Here is a 19,793-nt window from a genome sequence, read left to right as displayed (position 1 = left end):
CACTGAACGGTTCACTCCGTCCCGCTGCGGGGTCTCACATCCTGAGACCCATCTGTGGTGCCATGTGCCCCCCTGGAATCCGTGCACCCATGGCCTACGAACTCGCCAAGCGCACCGCCGACGCGGAGCAGCAACTCGCGACCCGCGACGGTCTGCCCGCCCGCGACGGTGCCCTGCTCAGCGCGCGCCTGCAGCGCCGCTACCACGACCGCATCACCGGCAGCTTTGCCATCCCCGGCCGCGAGGGCCGATATGCGCCCATTCCGGAATCGGTACCGCCGGCCCTTGCCGCCGCATTGAAGGCACGTGGCATCGAACAGCTGTACAGCCACCAGGCCGAGGCCTGGGAGGCCAGCCAGCGCGGCGAGCATGTGGCCATCGTTACCCCGACCGCCAGCGGCAAGTCGCTGTGCTACACCCTGCCGGTGGTCAGCGCGGCCATGCAGGACGACGCCAAGGCGCTGTACCTGTTCCCCACCAAGGCGCTGGCGCAGGACCAGGTGGCCGAACTGCTGGAGCTCAACCGCGCCGGCGATCTCGGGGTGAAGGCGTTCACCTTCGATGGCGACACGCCCGGGGACGCGCGGCAGGCGATCCGCCTGCATGGCGACATCGTGGTATCCAATCCCGACATGCTGCACCAGGCGATCCTGCCGCATCACACCAAGTGGGCGCAGTTCTTCGAGAACCTGCGCTACATCGTCATCGACGAAGTGCATACCTACCGCGGCGTGTTCGGCAGCCATGTCACCAACGTACTGCGCCGGCTCAAGCGCATCTGTGCGTTCTATGGCGTGCAACCCCAGTTCATCCTGTGCTCGGCCACCATCGGCAATCCGCAGGCACATGCCGAGGCCCTGATCGAAGCACCGGTCACCGCCATCACCGAGTCCGGTGCGCCCAGCGGACCGAAGCAGGTGCTGCTGTGGAACCCGCCGGTCATCAACCCGGACCTGGGCCTGCGTGCATCGGCGCGTTCGCAGAGCAACCGCATCGCCCGCATCGCGATCAAGTCCGGCCTCAAGACCCTGGTGTTCGCGCAGACGCGGCTGATGGTCGAAGTCCTCACCAAGTACCTGAAGGACATCTTCGACCACGATCCGCGCAAGCCACCGCGCATACGCGCCTATCGCGGCGGTTACCTGCCCACCGAGCGTCGCGAGACCGAACGCGCCATGCGCGCGGGCAGCATCGATGGTATCGTCAGCACCTCGGCGCTGGAGCTGGGCGTGGATATCGGCAGCCTGGACGTGGTGATCCTCAACGGCTATCCGGGCAGCGTGGCCGCCACCTGGCAGCGTTTCGGCCGCGCCGGACGCCGCCAGCAGCCCGCGCTGGGCGTGATGGTGGCCAGTTCGCAGCCGCTGGACCAGTACGTGGTACGCCATCCGGACTTCTTCGCCGAAGCCTCGCCCGAACATGCGCGCATCGCCCCGGACCAGCCACTGATCCTGTTCGACCACATCCGCTGCGCGGCCTTCGAGCTGCCGTTCCGGGTCGGCGATGGCTTCGGCCCGATCGATCCGGAGGTGTTCCTGGAAGCCCTGGCCGAGACCGACGTGGTCCATCGCGAAGGCGAGCGCTGGGAGTGGATCGCCGACAGCTATCCGGCCAACGCGGTGAGCCTGCGCGCGGTGGCCGACGGCAACTTCGTGGTGGTCGACCGCAGCGACGGCCGCCAGCAGATCATCGCCGAGGTCGATTACTCCGCCGCCGCGCTGACCCTGTACGAGGGCGCCATCCACATGGTGCAGTCCACGCCGTACCAGGTGGAGACGCTGGACTGGGAGGGGCGCAAGGCCTACGTCACCCGCACCCACGTGGACTACTACACCGACAGCATCGACTTCACCAAGCTCAAGGTGCTGGATCGTTTCGACGGCGGCGTGGCCGGTCGCGGCGATTCGCACCACGGCGAAGTGCACGTGGTGCGCCGCGTGGCCGGCTACAAGAAGATCCGGTACTACACCCACGAGAACATCGGCTACGGCCCGGTCAACCTGCCCGACCAGGAACTGCACACCACCGCAGTGTGGTGGCAGCTGCCGCAGGCGCTGCTGCTGCGTGCGTTCGCCAGCCGGCAGGACGCGCTGGATGGCTTCCTGGGTGCCGCCTACGCGCTGCACATCGTCGCTACGGTGGCGGTGATGGCCGACGCACGCGATCTGCAGAAGTCGGTCGGCAATGGCGACGGTGCATGGTTCGCGGTAGCCGACCAGAGCGGCCGCGGCCAGCTGCGCGGCAGCGATGGCGATCCGGGCGCGGTCGAGCTGCTGCAGGTGTTCGTGCCGACCGTGTACCTGTACGACAACTTCCCGGGCGGCGTCGGCCTGAGCGAACCCCTGTGGCAGCGCCAGGCGGAGCTGGTGCAGCGCGCGCGCGAACTCGTGCAGCGCTGCGACTGCACGGCGGGCTGTCCGGCCTGCGTCGGCCCGGTACTGGCGGCGCAGGAGGAGGACGAGACCTCGCCGCGCGCACTGGCATTGCGCGTGCTGGACCTGTTCGATGCCGACGCCTGCCAGCACGTGCCCGATGCGGTGCCCGCCGCCCGTGGCGCCGTGGAGCTGCTGGCACCGTGAGCCTGAGCCTGGACAAGCTGCGTCTGCTGCGGAAGCAGGCGGGCGACCCGAAGGCCGGGCCGACGGCTGTCACGGCAGCGGCGCCCGCAGCGGTCGTCCCGGCAGCGGCCAATGACGCACGGCAGCCACCGGCCGAACGCTCGGTATTCGCCTGGGTTGAACAGGAGATCCGCCACAAGCCGACCGGCCCGGCCGTCATGACACCCGCCCCCACCACGCCACCGTTGCGGCAGCCCCACGTCGGCAGCCTGCATCGCCTGCTGGGATTGCGCACACGCGGCAGCGCAGCGCCCCTGCACGCGACCGCACAGGACCGGCGGCTGCCGGGCGAGGAGATCTCGCCAGGCCTGTTCCTGATCGAATCCCTGCAGCCGCAGCCGGTTCCGAAGGTTCCCCTGTCGCTGGCGTTCGCCCGGCGCGAGAACGAGCACGTGGCCGCGCACGACCTGCTGTTCTTCGATACCGAGACCACCGGGCTGGCCGGCGGCACCGGTACCCGCGCCTTCATGATCGGTGCTGCCGACTGGTACACCTGCCCGCAGCGCGGCGAAGGCCTGCGCATCCGCCAGTTGCTGATATCGACGATGGCCGCCGAAGAGGCGATGCTGGCCACCTTCGCCGGCTGGCTGCTGCCCTCCACGGTGTTCTGCAGCTACAACGGCCGCAGCTACGATGCGCCCCTGCTGAAAGCGCGCTACCGGCTGGCGCGCCAGCGCGACCCGATCAGTGCCCTGGATCATGTCGACCTGCTGTATCCGACCCGCCGCCGCTATCGCGGCACCTGGGAGAACTGCAGGCTGTCCACCATCGAGCGCCAGCTGCTGCGCGTGATCCGCGAAGACGATCTGCCGGGATCGGAGGCACCGGGCGCGTGGCTGCGGTTCCTGCGCGGCGGCGACGCGGTGAACCTGCGCCGGGTGGCCGATCACAATCACCAGGACGTGGTGACCCTGGCCCTGCTGCTGCAGCGGCTGGTCCGCGAGGAAGCACAGGAGCGCGAACTGCTCGCCCTGCAGGCGCCGCCCGGCATGGCCTGAGCCGGGTCCTGCGCGTTCGCGGACGGTGTCACTTTATGACTGAATGCGATGGGGTTGGCAGAATGATGCCCTGCCGCTGGACCCCCAGGCGGCCCCGCCGGAGACTGGCGCGGCTCACGACACGGAGGTTCCATGAGCACCCAGGTCCCGGGCTCCCAGCTGCGCTCCCTTGCTGCCCTGCTGGCCGGCACGGAGGCGTCCAGCACGCTGGCCGCATTCCATGGCGAGGACCAGGCGGCGCTGCTGGCCCGGCTGGATGACGGGCAACTGGCCAGCCTGCTGCCGATGGCTCTGGGGTGCGACGGCCTGCCGCTCACCGATAGCGCGCGCCAGTGGGCGCACCGCATTCTCGACGCCGACGCGCAGCGGCAGCCCCGTCTTACCGTTGCGATCTGCGCCGCTGCACTGCTGCGCTTGTCCCGGCGCAGCACCGGTACACGGTCGGGCGCGCTTCGTCCGGTCGACGGCGTGGCCCTGCTTGCGCGCTGCACCGAGCCCGGCCACGAGCGGCTGCAGGCGCCCGCGCTGGCATTGCTGCAGCACTGCGGCCTGCACGCCGGGGCAAGCGTCGAAGCCGGCAGCGATGCACTGTCGCTGCTGGCGTTGGCGCGCTGTGCCGGTGCCGACGGCAGCGGAACGCTGGCCTCGCTGCTGGACGGCAGCAGCGCGCACCCGCTGCTGCGTGATGAGCTGCGCCTGGTGGCGCACTGGCCGTTGCAGGACCTGTTGCGCCATGCCCGCATCGCCGAGCTGTACCCCACCGAGGCCGACATCGATCCGGCACCCGCCGATCTGCAGCCACTGAGCGAACACGACACCTACCTGCAGTTCGCCGAGCACGCATTGCAGCAGGCAGCGCAGCGCCTGCAGGCGATCCACAGTGGCCAGGCGCCCTACATCGCTGACCGTGCCTTCAGCATCGCCGAAGCCGGTGTGCTCTGGCGTGCCACGCGCGCGGCACTGGAATGCGATGCGCCCTGGCTGCGGCCCTTGCTGGCGCAGGTGCTGCCACCGGTGTGCGTTGCGCCGACCGCCGCCCGGACCCTGCCCTCGCAATCGGTGGCTGTGGCGCTGGCCAAGGCGGTCAATGCGATGCCCACCCCCGAGGCCATCGCCGCGCTGGCGCTGGCGCGGTCGCAGGTGCGCCATGCCGGTATCGCGCGGAAGCTGGACCGCCATCTGGCCGCCGCCGAACGCCGCCTCGCACAGCGCCCGCAACTGCTGCTGCGCCTGCCGGTCATTGCCGCCGGCAGGCGCTCACTGGCCAGCCTGGCCCGTGCCCTGGAGGCCACGTTCGTGCTGGGCGGCGAGTGGGCACTGCAGGACTGGCGCGACGCGTGCCGGCAACCGGCATTGGCCACTCTGCTGCAGGGCCTGGTCTGGCAGCTCGCGGATGCGCGCGGGCACTGGATCGATGCGATGCCGGTGGACGGCGCGGAGGCGTTCGCCGATGCGCATGGCATCGTGGTCGCGTTGCAGGGCCGCAACCGCCTGCGCCTGTGGCATCCCGCCCGCAGCCAACCCCATCTGCGCGCCGCCTGGCGCGCGCGGCTGATCGAGCAGCGCTGCCGGCAACCGCTTCGCCAGGTGTTCCGCGAACACTATCTGGACGCCCGCGGCGAACCCGCCGATACCGCTGCATTCAATGGGCTGACGCTGTCGGTGGCGACCTTGGCCGGGCTGGCCCGTCGGCAAGGCTGGCACGGCGATGACGGCGGCCAGCTGATGTTGGCCAAAGGCCCGTGGCGGATCGGCTGGCAGCTGTCAGCACCGCTGTCGCATGGCCTTGCCGGTGAGATCCGCAGCGGCCGCGTCCAGTTCCAGCGGCAGCATCGCGACGCGTGGCAACCGGTGCAGGCGCGCGAGCTGCCCGCAGTGGTGGCGTCCGAACTGCTGCGCGAACTCGACCTGCTGGCCAGTACCTGCGCATGCGGTGGCGAGGGCATGCCACTGCCGCCGGCCCGCATGGTCCGCTTGCGCGGGCGAACCCTGGAGCATCTGCTGGCCGCTCATCCGCAGCGTGACCTGATGACCTTCCAGCGCCGCCATGTGCAGGTCGGCCACTACAGGCTGCACCTGGCCACCGCCCGCGCCAGCCTTGCCGGGCAGACGCTGGCCTTGCCGGACCTGCCGGCGCGGCCACGCCGCTGGCTGCCTTACGACGACGCCGTGCTGGCGCAGCTGCTGGGCCGCATCGAACAGCTCGCCGAACGGGTATTGACGCCCCCTGAAGCCCCGATCGATGAGACTGTCGGCTCCTGATGCGTGGAGGATCCGCGATGCGTTCCAGTCTCTGGTTGATGCTCGGTTGTACCCTGCCGCTGGCCGCCTGCAGCCATGCGGGCGGCAGTGCAGGCAGTGGCAGCAGCAGCGATCCTGCACCCCGGCCTCCGCATGTCGCAGGAAGCCCGCAGCGATGCAACCCGGAAAAGCTGGAGGGGCTGGCAGGCAGGGCCGCCGACGAGGCCACGGTGAAGCAGGTGGTTGAAGCCAGTGGTGCACGCACGGCGCGGGTGGTGAAGCCCGGCATGGCGGTGACCATGGATTTCCGCGAGGACCGGGTCACCATCGAGGTCGACGCGCAGAACCGGATCGTGCGCGCCAACTGCGGTTGAGCCGCTAACACCGGGCATGGCCCGGCGGTTTCCATCCGCATGCCCGGCGCTGGGCACGCCGGGCATGGCCCGGCGCTACCGCCGCTTCACAGCTGCTGGGCCTTGCCATTGGCCAGCGCACGGGCGATCACCTGCTGCGCCTGTCGCGAGGCCCGCTCGTGCAGGCGTGCCTGGCGTTCGCCGAGCGCGGCCTGCTGGCTGCCCAGCGCCGCCTGGCGGCTGGCCAGCGCGGCCTGCTCTCCGGCCAGCCGACCCATCTCGCTGCTCCGCCCCGACTGGCGTTCGTCATCACGAGCAGCCTGAAGGGCGCGCCGCGCTTCAGCGGCGGCCTGCCGCGCGAGCGCTGCATCGTCGACCGAGTCACGCGCGGCCCTGGCCGCTTCGGCCGCCGCTTCACGATTGATGTCATGGGCAGCCATCGCACTGCGCGCAGTGCGCATCGCATCCTGCGCGATCTGGCGTGCATGTTCGCTCTGCAACCGGCCCAGTTCGCCCTGCCGGCGGCCGAGCTCGCCCTGCTGGCGACCCAGCACGCTCTGCTGGCGTCCCAGTTCGCCCTGCTGACGGCCCAGTTCCGCCGCGCCGGCATAGGCACGTTGCAGTGACTGCACCAGCATCGGATCACGCACCACGTAGCGCTTGTCACCCTGGCGGAACCACAGTGCCGGTCCCTTGCCGAGCTGCCTGCGGGCCTGCGCCACGTCATCGATGCCGCCATTGGCGAAGGTCGAATCCCCATCCACCAGCACATAGGCCTGGCGCGGCGACTCGCCCAGATCCAACGTCCCGTAGGTGGTGATGGAGGTGCCGGTAGAGGTCATGCCGTCATGGTCCTCGTCCACGTCGGTCCCATCGTCGAAGGCCCCCACATCGGCATCATCGGGTCCGGTCACATCGTCCGGCCCGGTCACGTCAGCCGGCGGCGCGGGGGGAACCGGCACGGCCGGCAGGTGCGCCGACGCTGCCGGCGCCGGCGGTGCCTTCGGAGCCGGCGGCGGCGACAGGGGCTTCGGGGCCGCCGGCGGTGCGGGAGGCGCCGGCGGCACCGGCGCTGCGACCAGTCGCATGGGTGCCACACCCACCACCAGCACCACGGCCGTCAGGGCAACCGCGAGCACGCGCGGGCAGGCCTTGCGCGGCTGCAGCGAAAGCAGCCGGCGCTTGAGGCTGGTCGTGTCCGGCGCGGCACTGGCCACGCCCAGGTGCGGCTGCGGTGCAACGCCCAGCTGCAGCAGCAGACGCCCGTACGCGTGGCGACTGGCCCCATGCTGGCCCACCACCGCCTCATCCACCGCTTCTTCCCGGGCCTGGGCGTACTCACGCACAGACAGCCGCAGCAGCGGGTGGAAGAAGAACAGGTGCTGCGCCAGTGCCGGCAACAATCCCCACTGCAGGTCACGGCGCTGCAGGTGCTGCAGTTCATGGGTCAATGCCAGGTCCAGCGCGTCGCCCTGCAGTGCAGTGGCGCCGGCCGGCAGCAGCAGCACCGGGCGCAGCGGCCCGACCAGCTGCGGCGCATCGATCTGTGCGCTCATCCACAGGCGCGGCGGGCGGCGAAGTCCATGCGCGTCGGCGGCCAGGTGCAGCGCCTGCACCAGCGCCGCGTCCTCGCAGGGATACGCGGCGGCCAGCAGCGCGCGGCAACGCCGCCACTCCGCCAGGGTGCGCCAGGCCATCAGCAGGACACCGGAGGCCCACAGCGCGGCCAGTGCAAGCGCCCACCACGCTGTTGCGGGCGTCGCCACGACCTCTGCCGGCATCGTGGCCAGCAGCTGCGCGGAGCGTTCCGCAGACAGCGGATAGACCACATCGGCGGCGATATCGGTAGCGGTCATCGCCACCGACGGCGACGCGGGCAACCAGGGCAGCTGCACCGGCTGGCTCCACACCAGGCCGAGCACGGCCTGCAACGAAACCAGCCACCACAACCGGCAACGCGTGGCGGCCGACAGCGACGGCATCAGCCGGCACACGGCATACACCAGCGCCACCAGCAGCACGGTCTGCAGGCTGGTCCAGCCCAGCCGTTCCAGCATCGGGATCAGCATCGTGGTGTCCATGACTCAGCCCTCGTGGCGACGCGATTGGAGTTGGGCGACCAGCGCTTCCAGCTCGGCCAGCTCGTTGTCGCTGACCTGCTGGCGCTGCGAAAGATAGGCCACGAACGGCGACACCGAGCCCTGCAGGGTGTTGTCGACGAACTGGGCCACCGCGCCCTGCAGCACGCTGTCAGGGCCACGCGTGGCCTGGTAGCGGTACAGGCCTTCGTGCTGCCGGCGCTGCAGGTACCCCTTGGTGCGCAGCCGCTCCATCATCGTCAGCACGGTGGAACGGGCCAGCCCGCGCGCCTCGCCATAGCCGCTGGCGACCTCGCCGACACTGGCCGGCGCATGTTCATCGATGTACTGCAGCAGGGCCAGCTCCTGGTCCCCGATGGTTTTGCCGCGCATGACAGCCTCCCTTGACTACACGTGTCGTCACTGTCGGCGTGACGACACCTGTAGTCAACCCCCCGGAAGTCATGGGCCGACGAACGGTAGGGGGCAAGCGCAGCATCCCCGTCTCCTCTCCGTGCACGGCGTTTCCTGGCGCCCCCTTCCGCCGGGCGCGTGCATCCCGGTCGGGCAGGCCGATCCGATAGAGTTGGCCCTGGCGACGAGCCTTCTCTTCTCCATCTTCAGGAATCGCATGCATGCGTACTCCGGTTGGCCGCTGGCTGCGGCGGCCTTCAACAGCCTCCTTCCTTGCGGCGTGCCTGTCCGCCGCTCTGCCCGCGCATGCGGCAGACGCAGGCAATGCACTTTCCAGTGGCCGCGCACTGCTGGAGCGAATCACAGGCAACGAGGAGGGGCGTGAGTGCAGCGACGCACTGTGCCGCGCTCGCGCGGTGTCCTGGGCCCAGGGTTACATCGCGGCAGTCGCCGACAGCAGCGCCGGGCAATGGTGTGGACGAGCCACGGTCCTGCCCCATGAGCTTGTGGATCGCGTGTACAGCCACCTGAAGGCGCTTCCGCGCGCCCGCCTCGAGGAAGACGCATCGACGCTGACGCGGGAAGCGCTGGTTCACTCTTTCCCGTGTTCCCATGCGGCTCCATCGAGCAACAGCAGACCTGCCCAGGAGTGATGATGCCCCGATCCTTGATCAGTGCGTTCGCATTGCTTGTGCTGCACATTCCCGCCTCACATGCGTGGGAGTGCGAGACGGATCCTGCGAAGTTCAGGTTCACATCGGACTCGCCTTCCACGTTCAACCTGGGTGAGCGGGAGGAAGTGGACAGGGCCTACGCCGCCCTGGCCAAGCACCTGCAACCGCTGCAGGGCTATCGGGCACCGCGGATCTTCTATTCAAAGGGCTTCAGCGCGATCCGGGAACATGACTGCAAGGCCGGAAAGTGCACCGCCATGGAGGTGCTGGAAGGCCTCCAGGAATGCGGCGCAGGCGGAATGAGCAGGCAGGATGCCTGTTACCCGTTGGCAGTCGTGCATGAAGGCAGGCTCTATTGCCTTCTGTACCCTGGCCAGAAGGACTTCGATCCTTCCAGGCCGTTTACACCCTATGTGCCCTTCAACAATAGCTGATGCGCGGGATCAGTCCCGCAGATCCTGCAGCTGATCGCGCGGGAAGAAGTCCGGATCGTCCTGTCCATCCAGCATCGCCTCGACCCGTTCGTCGAACTCGCGGGCGGCGGCAGCGGAGGCGTCGGGCCCCAGGAATGCGGAGTATCCGTTTCCAGCAAGCCCAAGCGCGGCGACCGTTCTCCGTTCGCCGTCCTCGCCCCACAGATAGTCGTGGACAACGACCAGGCCGGCATCGTCCGTGGCCAGGAACTCGGCTGCGCTGCGCCCCAGGGCCAGAAAGAACAGGATGTCGTAGAGACTCTCCGAATAGGTCAACGACCCGGCAACGAAGTGTCTTCCCTGATGGTCATAGGCCGCAATCCTGATGTTCTCCGCCTCTGCCGATCCCAGCACGAACTCCAGTGCCGCGCGGTTGTCCCGATGACGCGCCAACATCGCGTTGCAGTCTGAAATGAGCGTCTGCAGACCCGGCGCATCCGGGTCGGAAAGATCCCCGCCTCCGGGAAGACTCCACTGCCCGCCGATCGAGCGCCAGTCCGACCAGCGGGACACGTCCGGCGGTGCTGCCGCAAGCCACCGCGCAAGATCTGCGCGTGAAATCCTCAATCTGAGAAAAGCCGAGTACGGTTCGGACATCGCCGCCCTTCCTCCTGGGCATGGGTCTGCGTTGCGTGCAGCGGACGGACTGTAGCAAGTCCGGCAGCAGGCATCCTCCGTTCGCTGTCAGTATCGGCATCAACGCAGTCAGGGTGGACTGCCGGCCCCGTTGGAATGTCCTCCCTCCCGGAAAGTCGCAACGGCAGCATCTAAACCCTCCTGCTGCCTGCTGCATCCCATCCGCACATCCCGCCGGGAATAACCCATGTTCCGCCCATCGCTTCCCCTTCTGCTCCTGCTGCTTGCTGCTCTGCCCCTCTCGCCGGCGTCAGCCAGCCCGGAGCCGGCGAACGAACAGGCTCGCCGCCTGATCCGCCAGACATTGCAGGACGAGCGCATTCCAGGCCTGCAGATCGCAGTGGTCAAGGACGGCCAGGTCGTGCTGTCCGAAGCGTTCGGCCTGGCCAACGTGGAAAACGGCGCGCCCGCCACACGCAGCACGCGATTCCCGTTGAACTCCGCCACCAAGGCCTTTACCGGCGTCGCCGCCGCACAGCTGGCACAGCAGGGCCGGCTGGATCTGGATGCACCGCTGTCGCGCTATCTGGATGCACTTCCGGCCGCCTGGCAGACCGTGCGCGTACGTCAGCTGCTGGCCCACACCTCCAGCCTGCCGGACATCCTTGACGAGCGCGGGCTGCTGGGCGGAGGCACCGAGGCACAGGCCTGGCAGGCCGTGACCGCACAGCCGATGGATGCAGCACCTGGCCAACGTTTCGCCTACAACCAGACCAACTATCTGCTCCTGGCGCGGATCATCGCGCGGCAGTCGGGCATGCCCTACGACCGCTTCCTGGCCAGCCGGCAGTTCGGCGCCGCTGGCATGGAACGCACCACCTTCGGCGACAGTTACGACCTGATCCCAGACGCCGCCACGATGTACAGCCTGGCCCCGCGCGCGACCGAAGCCGCCGATACGCCGCCCCGGCTGTCGCACTGGTTCTACGACGTGCCGCCCAGCCTGTGGTCCGGCGGCGGCATCCTTACCACCGCCGATGACACCGCGCGCTGGCTGGTCGCACTGCTGGACGGGCGACTGCTGCACGAGGACGGGCGCACACGGATGTGGACCGCCGAGCCGCTGGCCGATGGCAGGGCGGGCCCGTGGTCTGCCGGCTGGCCGGTACTGCAGGGCGCGCCGGACCGCCAGGTCGCCGGCATCGGTGGCGCGCGCTCGGCCTTCATCGTCTACCCTGACCGCGGCATCGCCGTGGTGGTGCTCACCAACCTGGTCGGCGCCAACCCGCAGCGCTTCATTCCGCGCATCGCCGATCTGTATGCGCCCCCGGTCAGCCCCGCGGGCCGCCCATCACCGGCAGGATCACCCCGCTGATGTAGCTGGCACAGGCCGGTGACGCCAGGAACACATAGGCCGGAGACAGCTCCTCCGGCTGTGCCGGGCGCCCCATGTCACTGTCCTTGCCGAACTCGGCCACGTCGGGGGCCTGCTTGTCCGCAGGATTGAGCGGCGTCCACACCGGGCCGGGGGCCACGCAGTTGACCCGGATGCCACGCGGCAGCAGCTGGCTGGCCAAGGCTTTGGTGAAAGCGTGGATCGCTCCCTTGGTTGCCGAATAGTCGATCAGCGCCTTGCTGCCGAAGAGGCCGGTTTCCGAGCCCGTGTTGATGATGCTGGCGCCCTCGCCCAGGTGTGGCAGCACGGCCCGTGCCATCTGCACGTAGCCGCCGATATTGGTCTGCAGCGTCTCCTGCAGATGCTCGTCCTCCAGGTCCTCCAGGCGCTCGCAGTGCAGCTGGAACGCGGCGTTGTTGACCAGGATGTCGACGCCCCCGAAGGCCTTGGCGACCTGCTTCACCGCCTTGTTGCAGAAACGCGGATCGCGCACGTCGCCCGCAATCACCACGCAGCGTCCGCCCTCGCTCTCCACATGCTGGCGGGTGATCTCGGCATCCTCGGCCTCATCAAGGTGCAGCACCGCCACGTCCGCCCCCTCGCGCGCGAACAGGACAGCGACGGCGCGTCCGATCCCGGAATCGCCGCCGGTGACGATCGCGCGCATGCCCTGCAGCTTGCCGCTGCCGACGTAGTCCGGTGCCAGGAAGCGCGGGGCCAGGTTCAGTTCGTGCTCATGTCCCGGCTTGGCCAGGTGCTGGGCAGGCAGGGTCTCCGGCTGGCGTCGCGTGCCCGCCTGGGTTGCCTTCTTCCTGGTCGCCTTCTTCGCCGCACGCGCATCCTTGGCCTTTTCCTGGTCCTGCAGGCGTCGCTGGCGTGCCGCAACCCGGGCGGCACGTGGATCACCGGCGGCGGCCTTGCGGGTTGCCGTCTTCACCACGCGGGGGCGTTCGGCCGCTGCTGCGGCGCTGCCCTCGGCAGCTGCCTTCGTACCCTTGCGTACTTTGGGCGACGCCTTGCGGCGGGCGGGAACCTTCTTGCTCGTAGCCATGCGGTCTCCTTCAGGTGTGGGGAATGGGGTGGGCTCAGGCGCGATCGGCAACGCCCTGCACGCCGGCATGGCCAGCGCAGTGCGCACAGCAGAAGATCTGCCCGTTGCCTTCGACGCCGTGGCCGATCACGGTGCAGTTGCAGTGCGCACAGCGTGGCGCGAAGGCGTGGATCGCGCATTCGAACGAGTCGAACGTGCCGCTGCGCCCGCCCTGCTGCAGGGTGAAACTCTTGTCGTAGTCGTTGCCGCATACATCACAGGTGGCCATGTCATACCTCCGTGGCGTGCCAGTACATGCAGTGTGGCCATCGCCGCTGTCGGCGACAGTGAATGCACCGTGTCCCGCATGTGCACGCCGTTCATGCCGCCACCACGCCGCGCGCGGCACGCTGGCGTCCTCATCACCATGGAGCAGGATCATGATCCGCGCATTCAGCGTAGCCGCACTGACCTTTGCCGTCGCCGCATGCAGCAGCACGCCAATCGCACAGGTTCAACCGATCGACGGCGTGATTTCCGGCCAGTGCCACAGCGACATGGTGCGCGGCGCCGTCGGTCTGGCAGCGTCGGCGGCCACCGTTGAACGTGCACGCGTGGACAGCGACAGCCTGCACGTGCAGGTGCTGCGCCACGACGGTCCGCGTGTTCCGCCCGCCAGCGAAGGCGGTGATCGCCTGACCATCGAGAAGGGACGCACCAACAACATCACGGCGATCTACTGCGGCTGAGCCGGCGTGCCCGCCGCAGTACACGCAACGTGGCCTGTTCCCACTGCCGCGGGCCGCGCAGGCCCGCCAGCGCGGTGAGTTCGCCACGCTCCCAGCCGGCGAACACACAGGGATCGATATATGCCCTGCGGCACACCGCAGGGGTGTTGCCCAGACGCGCGGCAACCTGGCAGACCACCTCGCGCTGTGCTGCGGCCAGTGCGCGCTGGCTGGCGGGCTCGGGCAGCGCGGTGGCAGCCAGTGCCTGCACCGCCGCCACCGTGCCGCCCCAGGTACGGAAATCCTTGGCGGTGAAGTCCTCACCCATCACATCGCGCAGGTACTCGTTCACTGCGCCGGAATCGACCGGCTGCACCTGGCCATCATCGTCGCGGTACTGGAACAACGACTGCCCCGGCAGCTGCTGCAACCGTCGCACCATCTGGCCCAGGCGGCGGTCACCCACCGTCACCTCCTGCAATTGGCCGGACTTGCCCCGGAACCGCATGCGTACCCGCCCGCCGCGAAGCAGCTCGAGGTGGCGGTTGCGCAGGGTGGTCAGCCCGAACGAGCGGTTCTCGCGGGCATAGGTCTCATTGCCGATCCGTACCAGCGTATCGGCCAGCAGCGCCACCACCACGGCCAGCACCTTGGTCCGCGGAAATCCGGACTGCCGCAGGTCGCGTGCCAGCCGCCGCCGCAGCGTGGGCAGTGCCTCGCCGAACGCAATGATCCGATCGAACTTGCCGGCATCGCGCACCTTCGCCCAGTCAGCGTGATACCGGTACTGCTTGCGGCCACGCGCATCGCGGCCGGTCGCCTGCAGGTGGCCGTTGGCATGCGCACAGATCCATACCGCGGTGTAAGCCGGGGGAATGGCCAATGCGCGGATACGCCGCAGCGTGGCCGCATCGCGCACTGCGTGGCCGTCAGCATCACGGTAACGGAAGCCTTTGCCTGCACGCAGCCGGGTGAAGCCCGGTTGGGTGTCATCAACGTAGCGCAGGCCGGCCGCGCGCGCCGCCGCGCGCTCGGGTGTGGGGGACGTGGGCATGCCAGCAGTGTGGCGATCGACATGACGCGGCCGCGTCAATAACGCAAGACAAACACGTGAGGATGGGTTCGCGGCTATGCTCCGGCTTTCACAGTCCCTTCCGGAGTCATGATGTCGTTCCCGATTCGCGCCCGTTCGCTCTCCGCCCTGCTGCTGCCGGCCGTGCTGGCCTTGTCCGCCTGCCAGGCGCCGGCGCTGGATGAACAGGATTCGGCCACGGCCCACGCCCAGCAGGCCGCCGAAGCCGCCAAGGCACCGGCCGATGAAGCCGGCAAGGCCACCGAGGCACCGCCGGTGGGCACCTGCGACGCCAGCCAGGTACAGAGCCTGGTCGGCCAGGCCTACACCGATGCGCTGGGCAAGCAGGCCCAGGAAGATGCCGGTGCTCAGCAGGTGCGCGTGCTGCACCCCAATGACGCGACCACGATGGAGTTCCTGGGCGACCGCCTGAACATCGAAGTGGACGCCAAGGACGTGGTCAGCGGCGTCCGCTGCGGCTGATCCCGGCCCGCGCCGGCGGATCACCGCCGGCGCTTTCCGTTGCACCTGCAACCGTGTATTGCGGCGCTGCAGCAACCTGTGCTTTATTCGAGGCATCCGGTGGCCTCACGATGCGCTCCAGGGATTGGGCGGGCTTGAGTGTCCCCGCTCATTTCATTCCGCATCGAGGTAGAGATGGCCCCCCGCAACCGCCAAGGGCTTTACGACCCGCGCTCCGAGCGCGATGCCTGTGGATTCGGCATGGTCGCGCAGCTCGACGACCAGCCGTCGCGCCTGCTGGTGGATACCGCCATCGCCGCGCTTTCACGGATGACCCATCGTGGTGGCGTCGCCGCTGACGGGCTCACCGGTGATGGCTGCGGGCTGCTGCTGCGTCGCCCCGATGCATTCCTGAAACTGCTGGCCAGCGAAGCGGGCATCACCGTGGCCACCCGCTTCGCGGCGGGCCTGGTGTTCCTTCCGCACGACGCCGACGCCGCGCAGGCCTGCCGGACGCAGCTGCAGGTGCAGCTTGAAGCGGTGGGCTGCCGCGTGGCGGGCTGGCGCGAGGTTCCCATCGACGACAGTGTCTGCGGCCAGCTCGCGCGCGATACGCTGCCGCGCATCGAGCAGGTGTTCGTCGATGCCGGTGTCGGCCAGGACGGCACCGGCTTCGCCCTGGCGCTGTACCTCGCACGCCGTCGCAGCGAACAGCAGCTGCGCGACCATGGCGATTTCTACGTCACCACGCTCACCCCGGATGCGATCAGCTACAAGGGCATGGTCCTGCCGGACAAGCTCAGCCGCTTCTATCCGGACCTGCAGCGGCGCGAGCTGGCCTCCAGCGCGATCGTGTTCCACCAGCGCTTCTCCACCAACACGCTGCCGCGCTGGCCGCTGGCGCATCCGTTCCGCCTGCTCGCGCACAACGGCGAGATCAACACCATCGAGGGCAACCGTCGCTGGGCGCAGGCGCGCAGCAAGGTGTGGAAGACACCGCGCTTCGACATCGCCGAGTTCGATCCGGTGATCTCCATGCATGGCTCGGACTCGCAGAGCCTGGACAACATGCTGGAACTGATGGTCGCCGGCGGCATGGAATTGATCCAGGCGCTGCGCATCCTGGTGCCACCGGCGACGCAGTCGCTGGAGTTCAAGGATCCGGACCTGGCCGCGTTCTACGAGTTCCATGGCCTCAACAGCGAGCCCTGGGACGGCCCGGCCGGCATCGTCGCCTGCGACAGCCGCTATGCGGTGTGTACGCTGGACCGCAACGGCCTGCGCCCGGCGCGCTGGATGCTGACCGCCGACCGCCACTTCCTGGTCGCCTCCGAAGCGGGCGTGTGGGAAGTGCCGACCGAGCGCGTGGTACGCAAGGGCAAGCTCGGCCCCGGTGAAATGGTGGCCATCGATCTCAAGCGCGGCGACCTGCTCGATTCGGACGCGGTGGACCGCATCAACCGCGGCCGCGCACCGTACAAGCAGTGGCTGCAGCAGGGCGTGACCTACCTGCAGACCGAACTGATCGATCCTTCGCTGGTGGAGGAGCCCTTCGACGAGGGCACCCTGCGCAGTTACCACAAGCTGTACCAGCTCAGCAGCGAGGAGGTGGAGCAGGTGCTGCGGCCGCTGGCCGAGACCGAGCAGGAAGCCACCGGCTCGATGGGCGATGACACGCCGATGGCGGTACTGAGCCAGCGCAGCCGGCCGCTGTACGACTACTTCCGGCAGGCATTCGCGCAGGTCACCAATCCGCCGATCGATCCGCTGCGCGAAGACTGCGCCATGTCCCTGTCCACCCAGCTCGGCAAGGAGACCAACATCTTCCATGCCGGCCCGGAGACGGTGAACCACGTCATCCTCAACTCGCCGGTACTCAGCCAACGCAAGCTGCGCCAGCTGCTGAAGATGGACCAGTACCTGCAGGCCAACCGCCTGCTCGACCTGTCCTACAGCGAGGAAGAAGGGCTGCGCAACGGCATCGAGCGCATCTGTGCGGAGGCCGAACGCGCCGCACGCGAAGGCATGGTGATGCTGCTGCTGTCCGACCGCTATCCGGTGGCCGGGCGACCGATGGTGCACGCCCTGCTGGCCACCAGTGCGGTGCATCATCACCTCTCGCGGCTGGGGCTGCGCTGCGACGTCAACCTGATCGTCGAGACCGGCACTGCGCGCGACCCGCACCATATGGCCTGCCTGCTCGGCTTCGGGGCCACCGCGGTGTACCCGTATCTTGCCTACCAGACCCTGTTCGACCTGGGCCGGCGCGGCATCCTCAAGCTCAGCAAGGGCGGTGAGCAGTCGCAGATCGGCCGCCGCTACCGCAAGGGTGTCTACAAGGGCCTGTCGAAGATCATCTCAAAGATGGGCATCTGTACCGTGGCCAGCTACCGCGGCGCGCAGCTGTTCGAGATCATCGGCCTGGAGCCGGAAGTGGTTGCGCTGTGCTTCCCCGACACCGCCTCGCGCATCGGCGGCGCCGGTTTCGCGCGGCTGGATGCCGATGCGCGCGAACTGTGCGCGCAGGCCTGGGATGCACAGCAGGATGTCGATGTCGGCGGCCTGCTGAAGTACGTGCACGGCGGCGAGTACCACATGTACAACCCGGACGTGGTCACCACCCTGCAGCGCGCGGCGCGCAGTGGTGATGCCCGCGCCTGGCAGCAATACTGCGATGCCGTGCATGCCCGGCCGCCATCGGCGTTGCGTGACCTGCTGCAACTGGTGCCGGCGCCGACACCCACGCCGCTGGACGAGGTGGCGCCGGCCAGCGAACTGTTCCCGCGCTTCGACACCGCCGCGATCAGCCTCGGCGCGCTGTCGCCGGAAGCGCATGAGGCGCTGGCCATCGCGATGAACCGCCTCGGCGGCCGCAGCAATTCCGGCGAAGGTGGCGAAGACCCGGCCCGCTACGGCACCCCACGGCGCAGCAAGATCAAGCAGGTGGCGTCGGGTCGCTTCGGTGTCACCGCCGAGTATCTGGTCAATGCCGAGGTGCTGCAGATCAAGGTCGCGCAGGGCGCCAAGCCCGGCGAAGGCGGCCAGCTGCCGGGGCACAAGGTCAACGAGCTGATCGCCCGCCTGCGCTACGCGCGGCCGGGCATCGGCCTGATCTCGCCGCCACCGCACCACGACATCTATTCCATCGAGGACCTGGCGCAGCTCATCTACGATCTCAAGCAGGTCAACCCGACCGCGCTGGTATCGGTGAAGCTGGTCAGCCATGCCGGCGTCGGCACCATCGCCGCCGGCGTGGTCAAGGCCGGCGCGGACCTGATCACCATCTCCGGCCACGACGGCGGCACCGGTGCCTCGCCGGTCAGCTCGATCCGCTACGCCGGTGTGCCGTGGGAGCTGGGCGTGGCCGAAGCGCACCAGGCGCTGCTGGCCAACGACCTGCGCGGGCGCACCCTGCTGCAGACCGATGGTGGCCTGAAGACCGGCCTGGACGTGGTCAAGGCCGCGCTGCTGGGTGCGGACAGCTTCGGCTTCGGCACCGCGCCGATGATCGTGCTGGGCTGCAAGTACCTGCGCATCTGCCACCTCAACAACTGCGCCACCGGCGTGGCCACCCAGGACGAACGCCTGCGCGAGAACCACTTCACCGGCCAGCCCGAGCGCGTGGAGAATTTCTTCCGCCTGCTGGCCGAGGAAGTGCGTGGCTGGCTGTCGTACCTGGGCGCGCGTTCGCTGGAGGAGATCGTCGGCCGCACCGACCTGCTGCGGCAAATCGAGGCCGCACCGCGCGACGGCGTGCGCGTGGACCTGTCGCGCCTGCTGGCAGATGCGCGCTACGAAGGCAGCCACTGCGCGGCGCAGCGGCTGTACGAATCTCCGGACAGCCTGGCCACGCAGATGGATGGCCTGCTGGCGGACGCGATCGAACAGCGCAGGGGGGGCGAACATCGCTTCCTGATCCACAACACCGACCGCAGCATCGGCACCCGCCTGGCCGGCGCGGTGGCACGCGCGCACGGCAACCAGGGCATGGCCGACGCCCCCCTGGAGCTGCGCTTCCGTGGCAGCGCCGGACAGAGCTTCGGCGCCTTCAATGTCGGCGGCCTGCATCTGGAAGTGGAGGGCGAAGCCAACGACTACGTCGGCAAAGGCATGGCCGGCGGCCGCCTGGTGGTACGTCCGCCGCGCGGCGCGCGGTTCGAGGCGCGCAGCACTGCGATCATCGGCAACACCTGCCTGTATGGCGCCACCGGTGGCGAGCTTTTCGCCGCCGGACGTGCCGGCGAGCGCTTCGCGGTCCGCAATTCCGGTGCGCTCGCGGTCGTGGAAGGCGCCGGCGATCATTGCTGCGAGTACATGACCGACGGCGTGGTGCTGGTGCTGGGCAAGGTCGGCCTGAACTTCGGTGCCGGCTTCACCGGGGGGTTGGCCTACGTGCTGGATGTGGACCGCGACTTCGTGGACCGTTACAACCACGAGCTGATCGACATCCATCGCGTATCCGCCGAAGGCTTCGAGAACTACCGCCAGCACCTGCACCGCCTGATCGGCCGCCATCGCGAACTGACCGGCAGCATCTGGGCGCAGCAGATCCTGGACGAGTTCCGCGATTACATCGGCAAGTTCTGGCTGGTCAAACCGAAGGCCGCCAGCATCGAATCGCTGACCGAGACCCTTCGACGCGCGGCGTAAGCGCCTCCGGCGCGTCGCCCGCAACCGGCG

16 protein-coding genes are annotated in these 19,793 nt (G+C 68.9%); 10 read left to right on the top strand and 6 right to left on the bottom strand.

Annotation, left to right across the window (positions count from 1 at the left end):
* Positions 1-89: 89 nt before the first annotated feature.
* From ACVOJ1_RS04725 to ACVOJ1_RS04710, 4 genes are all read left to right on the top strand, one after another.
* Positions 90-2,579 carry a DEAD/DEAH box helicase gene (locus ACVOJ1_RS04725; protein WP_346480074.1) on the top strand — a complete coding sequence of 830 codons (2,490 nt, stop codon included), beginning with the start codon at positions 90-92 and terminating at the stop codon, positions 2,577-2,579.
* The gene (locus tag ACVOJ1_RS04720) at positions 2,576-3,616 is read left to right on the top strand and encodes a ribonuclease H-like domain-containing protein (RefSeq protein WP_346480073.1); all 1,041 of its coding nucleotides are present in this window, start codon (positions 2,576-2,578) and stop codon (positions 3,614-3,616) included. The genes ACVOJ1_RS04725 and ACVOJ1_RS04720 overlap by 4 nt, the downstream gene beginning before the upstream one ends.
* 132 nt (positions 3,617-3,748) lie before the next feature.
* Positions 3,749-5,878 carry a DUF4132 domain-containing protein gene (locus ACVOJ1_RS04715; protein ID WP_346480072.1) on the top strand — a complete coding sequence of 710 codons (2,130 nt, stop codon included), beginning with the start codon at positions 3,749-3,751 and terminating at the stop codon, positions 5,876-5,878.
* Positions 5,879-5,895: 17 nt separating this feature from the next.
* Positions 5,896-6,231 carry an I78 family peptidase inhibitor gene (locus ACVOJ1_RS04710; RefSeq protein ID WP_111187061.1) on the top strand — a complete coding sequence of 112 codons (336 nt, stop codon included), beginning with the start codon at positions 5,896-5,898 and terminating at the stop codon, positions 6,229-6,231.
* An 86-nt stretch (positions 6,232-6,317) separates the two neighbouring features.
* Here the strand turns inward: ACVOJ1_RS04710 and ACVOJ1_RS04705 are convergent, their stop codons facing one another.
* Complete coding sequence (locus ACVOJ1_RS04705; protein WP_346480071.1) at positions 6,318-8,291, bottom strand: M56 family metallopeptidase; 1,974 nt, start codon at positions 8,289-8,291, stop codon at positions 6,318-6,320.
* A 3-nt stretch (positions 8,292-8,294) separates the two neighbouring features.
* Positions 8,295-8,681 carry a BlaI/MecI/CopY family transcriptional regulator gene (locus ACVOJ1_RS04700; RefSeq protein ID WP_053515971.1) on the bottom strand — a complete coding sequence of 129 codons (387 nt, stop codon included), beginning with the start codon at positions 8,679-8,681 and terminating at the stop codon, positions 8,295-8,297.
* A 242-nt stretch (positions 8,682-8,923) separates the two neighbouring features.
* Between ACVOJ1_RS04700 and ACVOJ1_RS04695 the strand changes: the two genes are divergently transcribed.
* Both ACVOJ1_RS04695 and ACVOJ1_RS04690 read left to right on the top strand, forming a co-directional pair.
* Positions 8,924-9,355: a Rap1a/Tai family immunity protein gene (locus tag ACVOJ1_RS04695; protein ID WP_193395705.1), complete on the top strand. Its 432-nt coding sequence runs from the start codon at positions 8,924-8,926 to the stop codon at positions 9,353-9,355.
* A 14-nt stretch (positions 9,356-9,369) separates the two neighbouring features.
* Entirely contained in the window at positions 9,370-9,810 is a 441-nt protein-coding gene (locus ACVOJ1_RS04690; protein ID WP_346480070.1) for a hypothetical protein, read from the top strand.
* A 9-nt stretch (positions 9,811-9,819) separates the two neighbouring features.
* On the opposite strand, the gene ACVOJ1_RS04685 is transcribed toward ACVOJ1_RS04690, so the two are convergent.
* The gene (locus tag ACVOJ1_RS04685; protein ID WP_263176710.1) at positions 9,820-10,446 is read right to left on the bottom strand and encodes a hypothetical protein; all 627 of its coding nucleotides are present in this window, start codon (positions 10,444-10,446) and stop codon (positions 9,820-9,822) included.
* Positions 10,447-10,702: 256 nt separating this feature from the next.
* On the opposite strand from ACVOJ1_RS04685, the gene ACVOJ1_RS04680 reads away from it, so the two are divergent.
* Positions 10,703-11,800: a serine hydrolase domain-containing protein gene (locus ACVOJ1_RS04680; protein WP_346480102.1), complete on the top strand. Its 1,098-nt coding sequence runs from the start codon at positions 10,703-10,705 to the stop codon at positions 11,798-11,800.
* Here the strand turns inward: ACVOJ1_RS04680 and ACVOJ1_RS04675 are convergent.
* Positions 11,757-12,872, bottom strand: a complete 1,116-nt coding sequence (locus ACVOJ1_RS04675; protein WP_111187066.1) for an SDR family oxidoreductase — start codon at positions 12,870-12,872, stop codon at positions 11,757-11,759. The two genes, ACVOJ1_RS04680 and ACVOJ1_RS04675, sit on opposite strands and share 44 nt — an antisense overlap.
* A 34-nt stretch (positions 12,873-12,906) precedes the next feature.
* Positions 12,907-13,140 (bottom strand): hypothetical protein, encoded by a 234-nt coding sequence (locus tag ACVOJ1_RS04670; protein WP_053516095.1) that lies wholly within the window; start codon positions 13,138-13,140, stop codon positions 12,907-12,909.
* 151 nt (positions 13,141-13,291) lie between these two features.
* On the opposite strand from ACVOJ1_RS04670, the gene ACVOJ1_RS04665 reads away from it, so the two are divergent.
* Positions 13,292-13,600 (top strand): hypothetical protein, encoded by a 309-nt coding sequence (locus tag ACVOJ1_RS04665; RefSeq protein WP_128987665.1) that lies wholly within the window; start codon positions 13,292-13,294, stop codon positions 13,598-13,600.
* Here the strand turns inward: ACVOJ1_RS04665 and ACVOJ1_RS04660 are convergent.
* A complete protein-coding gene (locus ACVOJ1_RS04660) occupies positions 13,578-14,633 on the bottom strand; it encodes a DNA topoisomerase IB (protein ID WP_193395702.1) in 1,056 nt (351 codons plus the stop codon). The two genes, ACVOJ1_RS04665 and ACVOJ1_RS04660, sit on opposite strands and share 23 nt — an antisense overlap.
* Before the next feature lie 111 nt (positions 14,634-14,744).
* Here ACVOJ1_RS04660 and ACVOJ1_RS04655 point away from each other — a divergent pair, with 111 nt between their 5' ends.
* The gene (locus ACVOJ1_RS04655; protein WP_053515984.1) at positions 14,745-15,134 is read left to right on the top strand and encodes an I78 family peptidase inhibitor; all 390 of its coding nucleotides are present in this window, start codon (positions 14,745-14,747) and stop codon (positions 15,132-15,134) included.
* 174 nt (positions 15,135-15,308) lie between these two features.
* On the top strand, positions 15,309-19,763 hold the full coding sequence (gene gltB, locus ACVOJ1_RS04650; protein WP_053515986.1) for a glutamate synthase large subunit: 4,455 nt from the start codon (positions 15,309-15,311) through the stop codon (positions 19,761-19,763).
* Positions 19,764-19,793: the final 30 nt, after the last annotated feature.

The sequence above is a fragment of the Stenotrophomonas sp. STEN225 genome (assembly GCF_056756445.1).
This window is presented reverse-complemented; position numbering and strand designations above follow the sequence as displayed.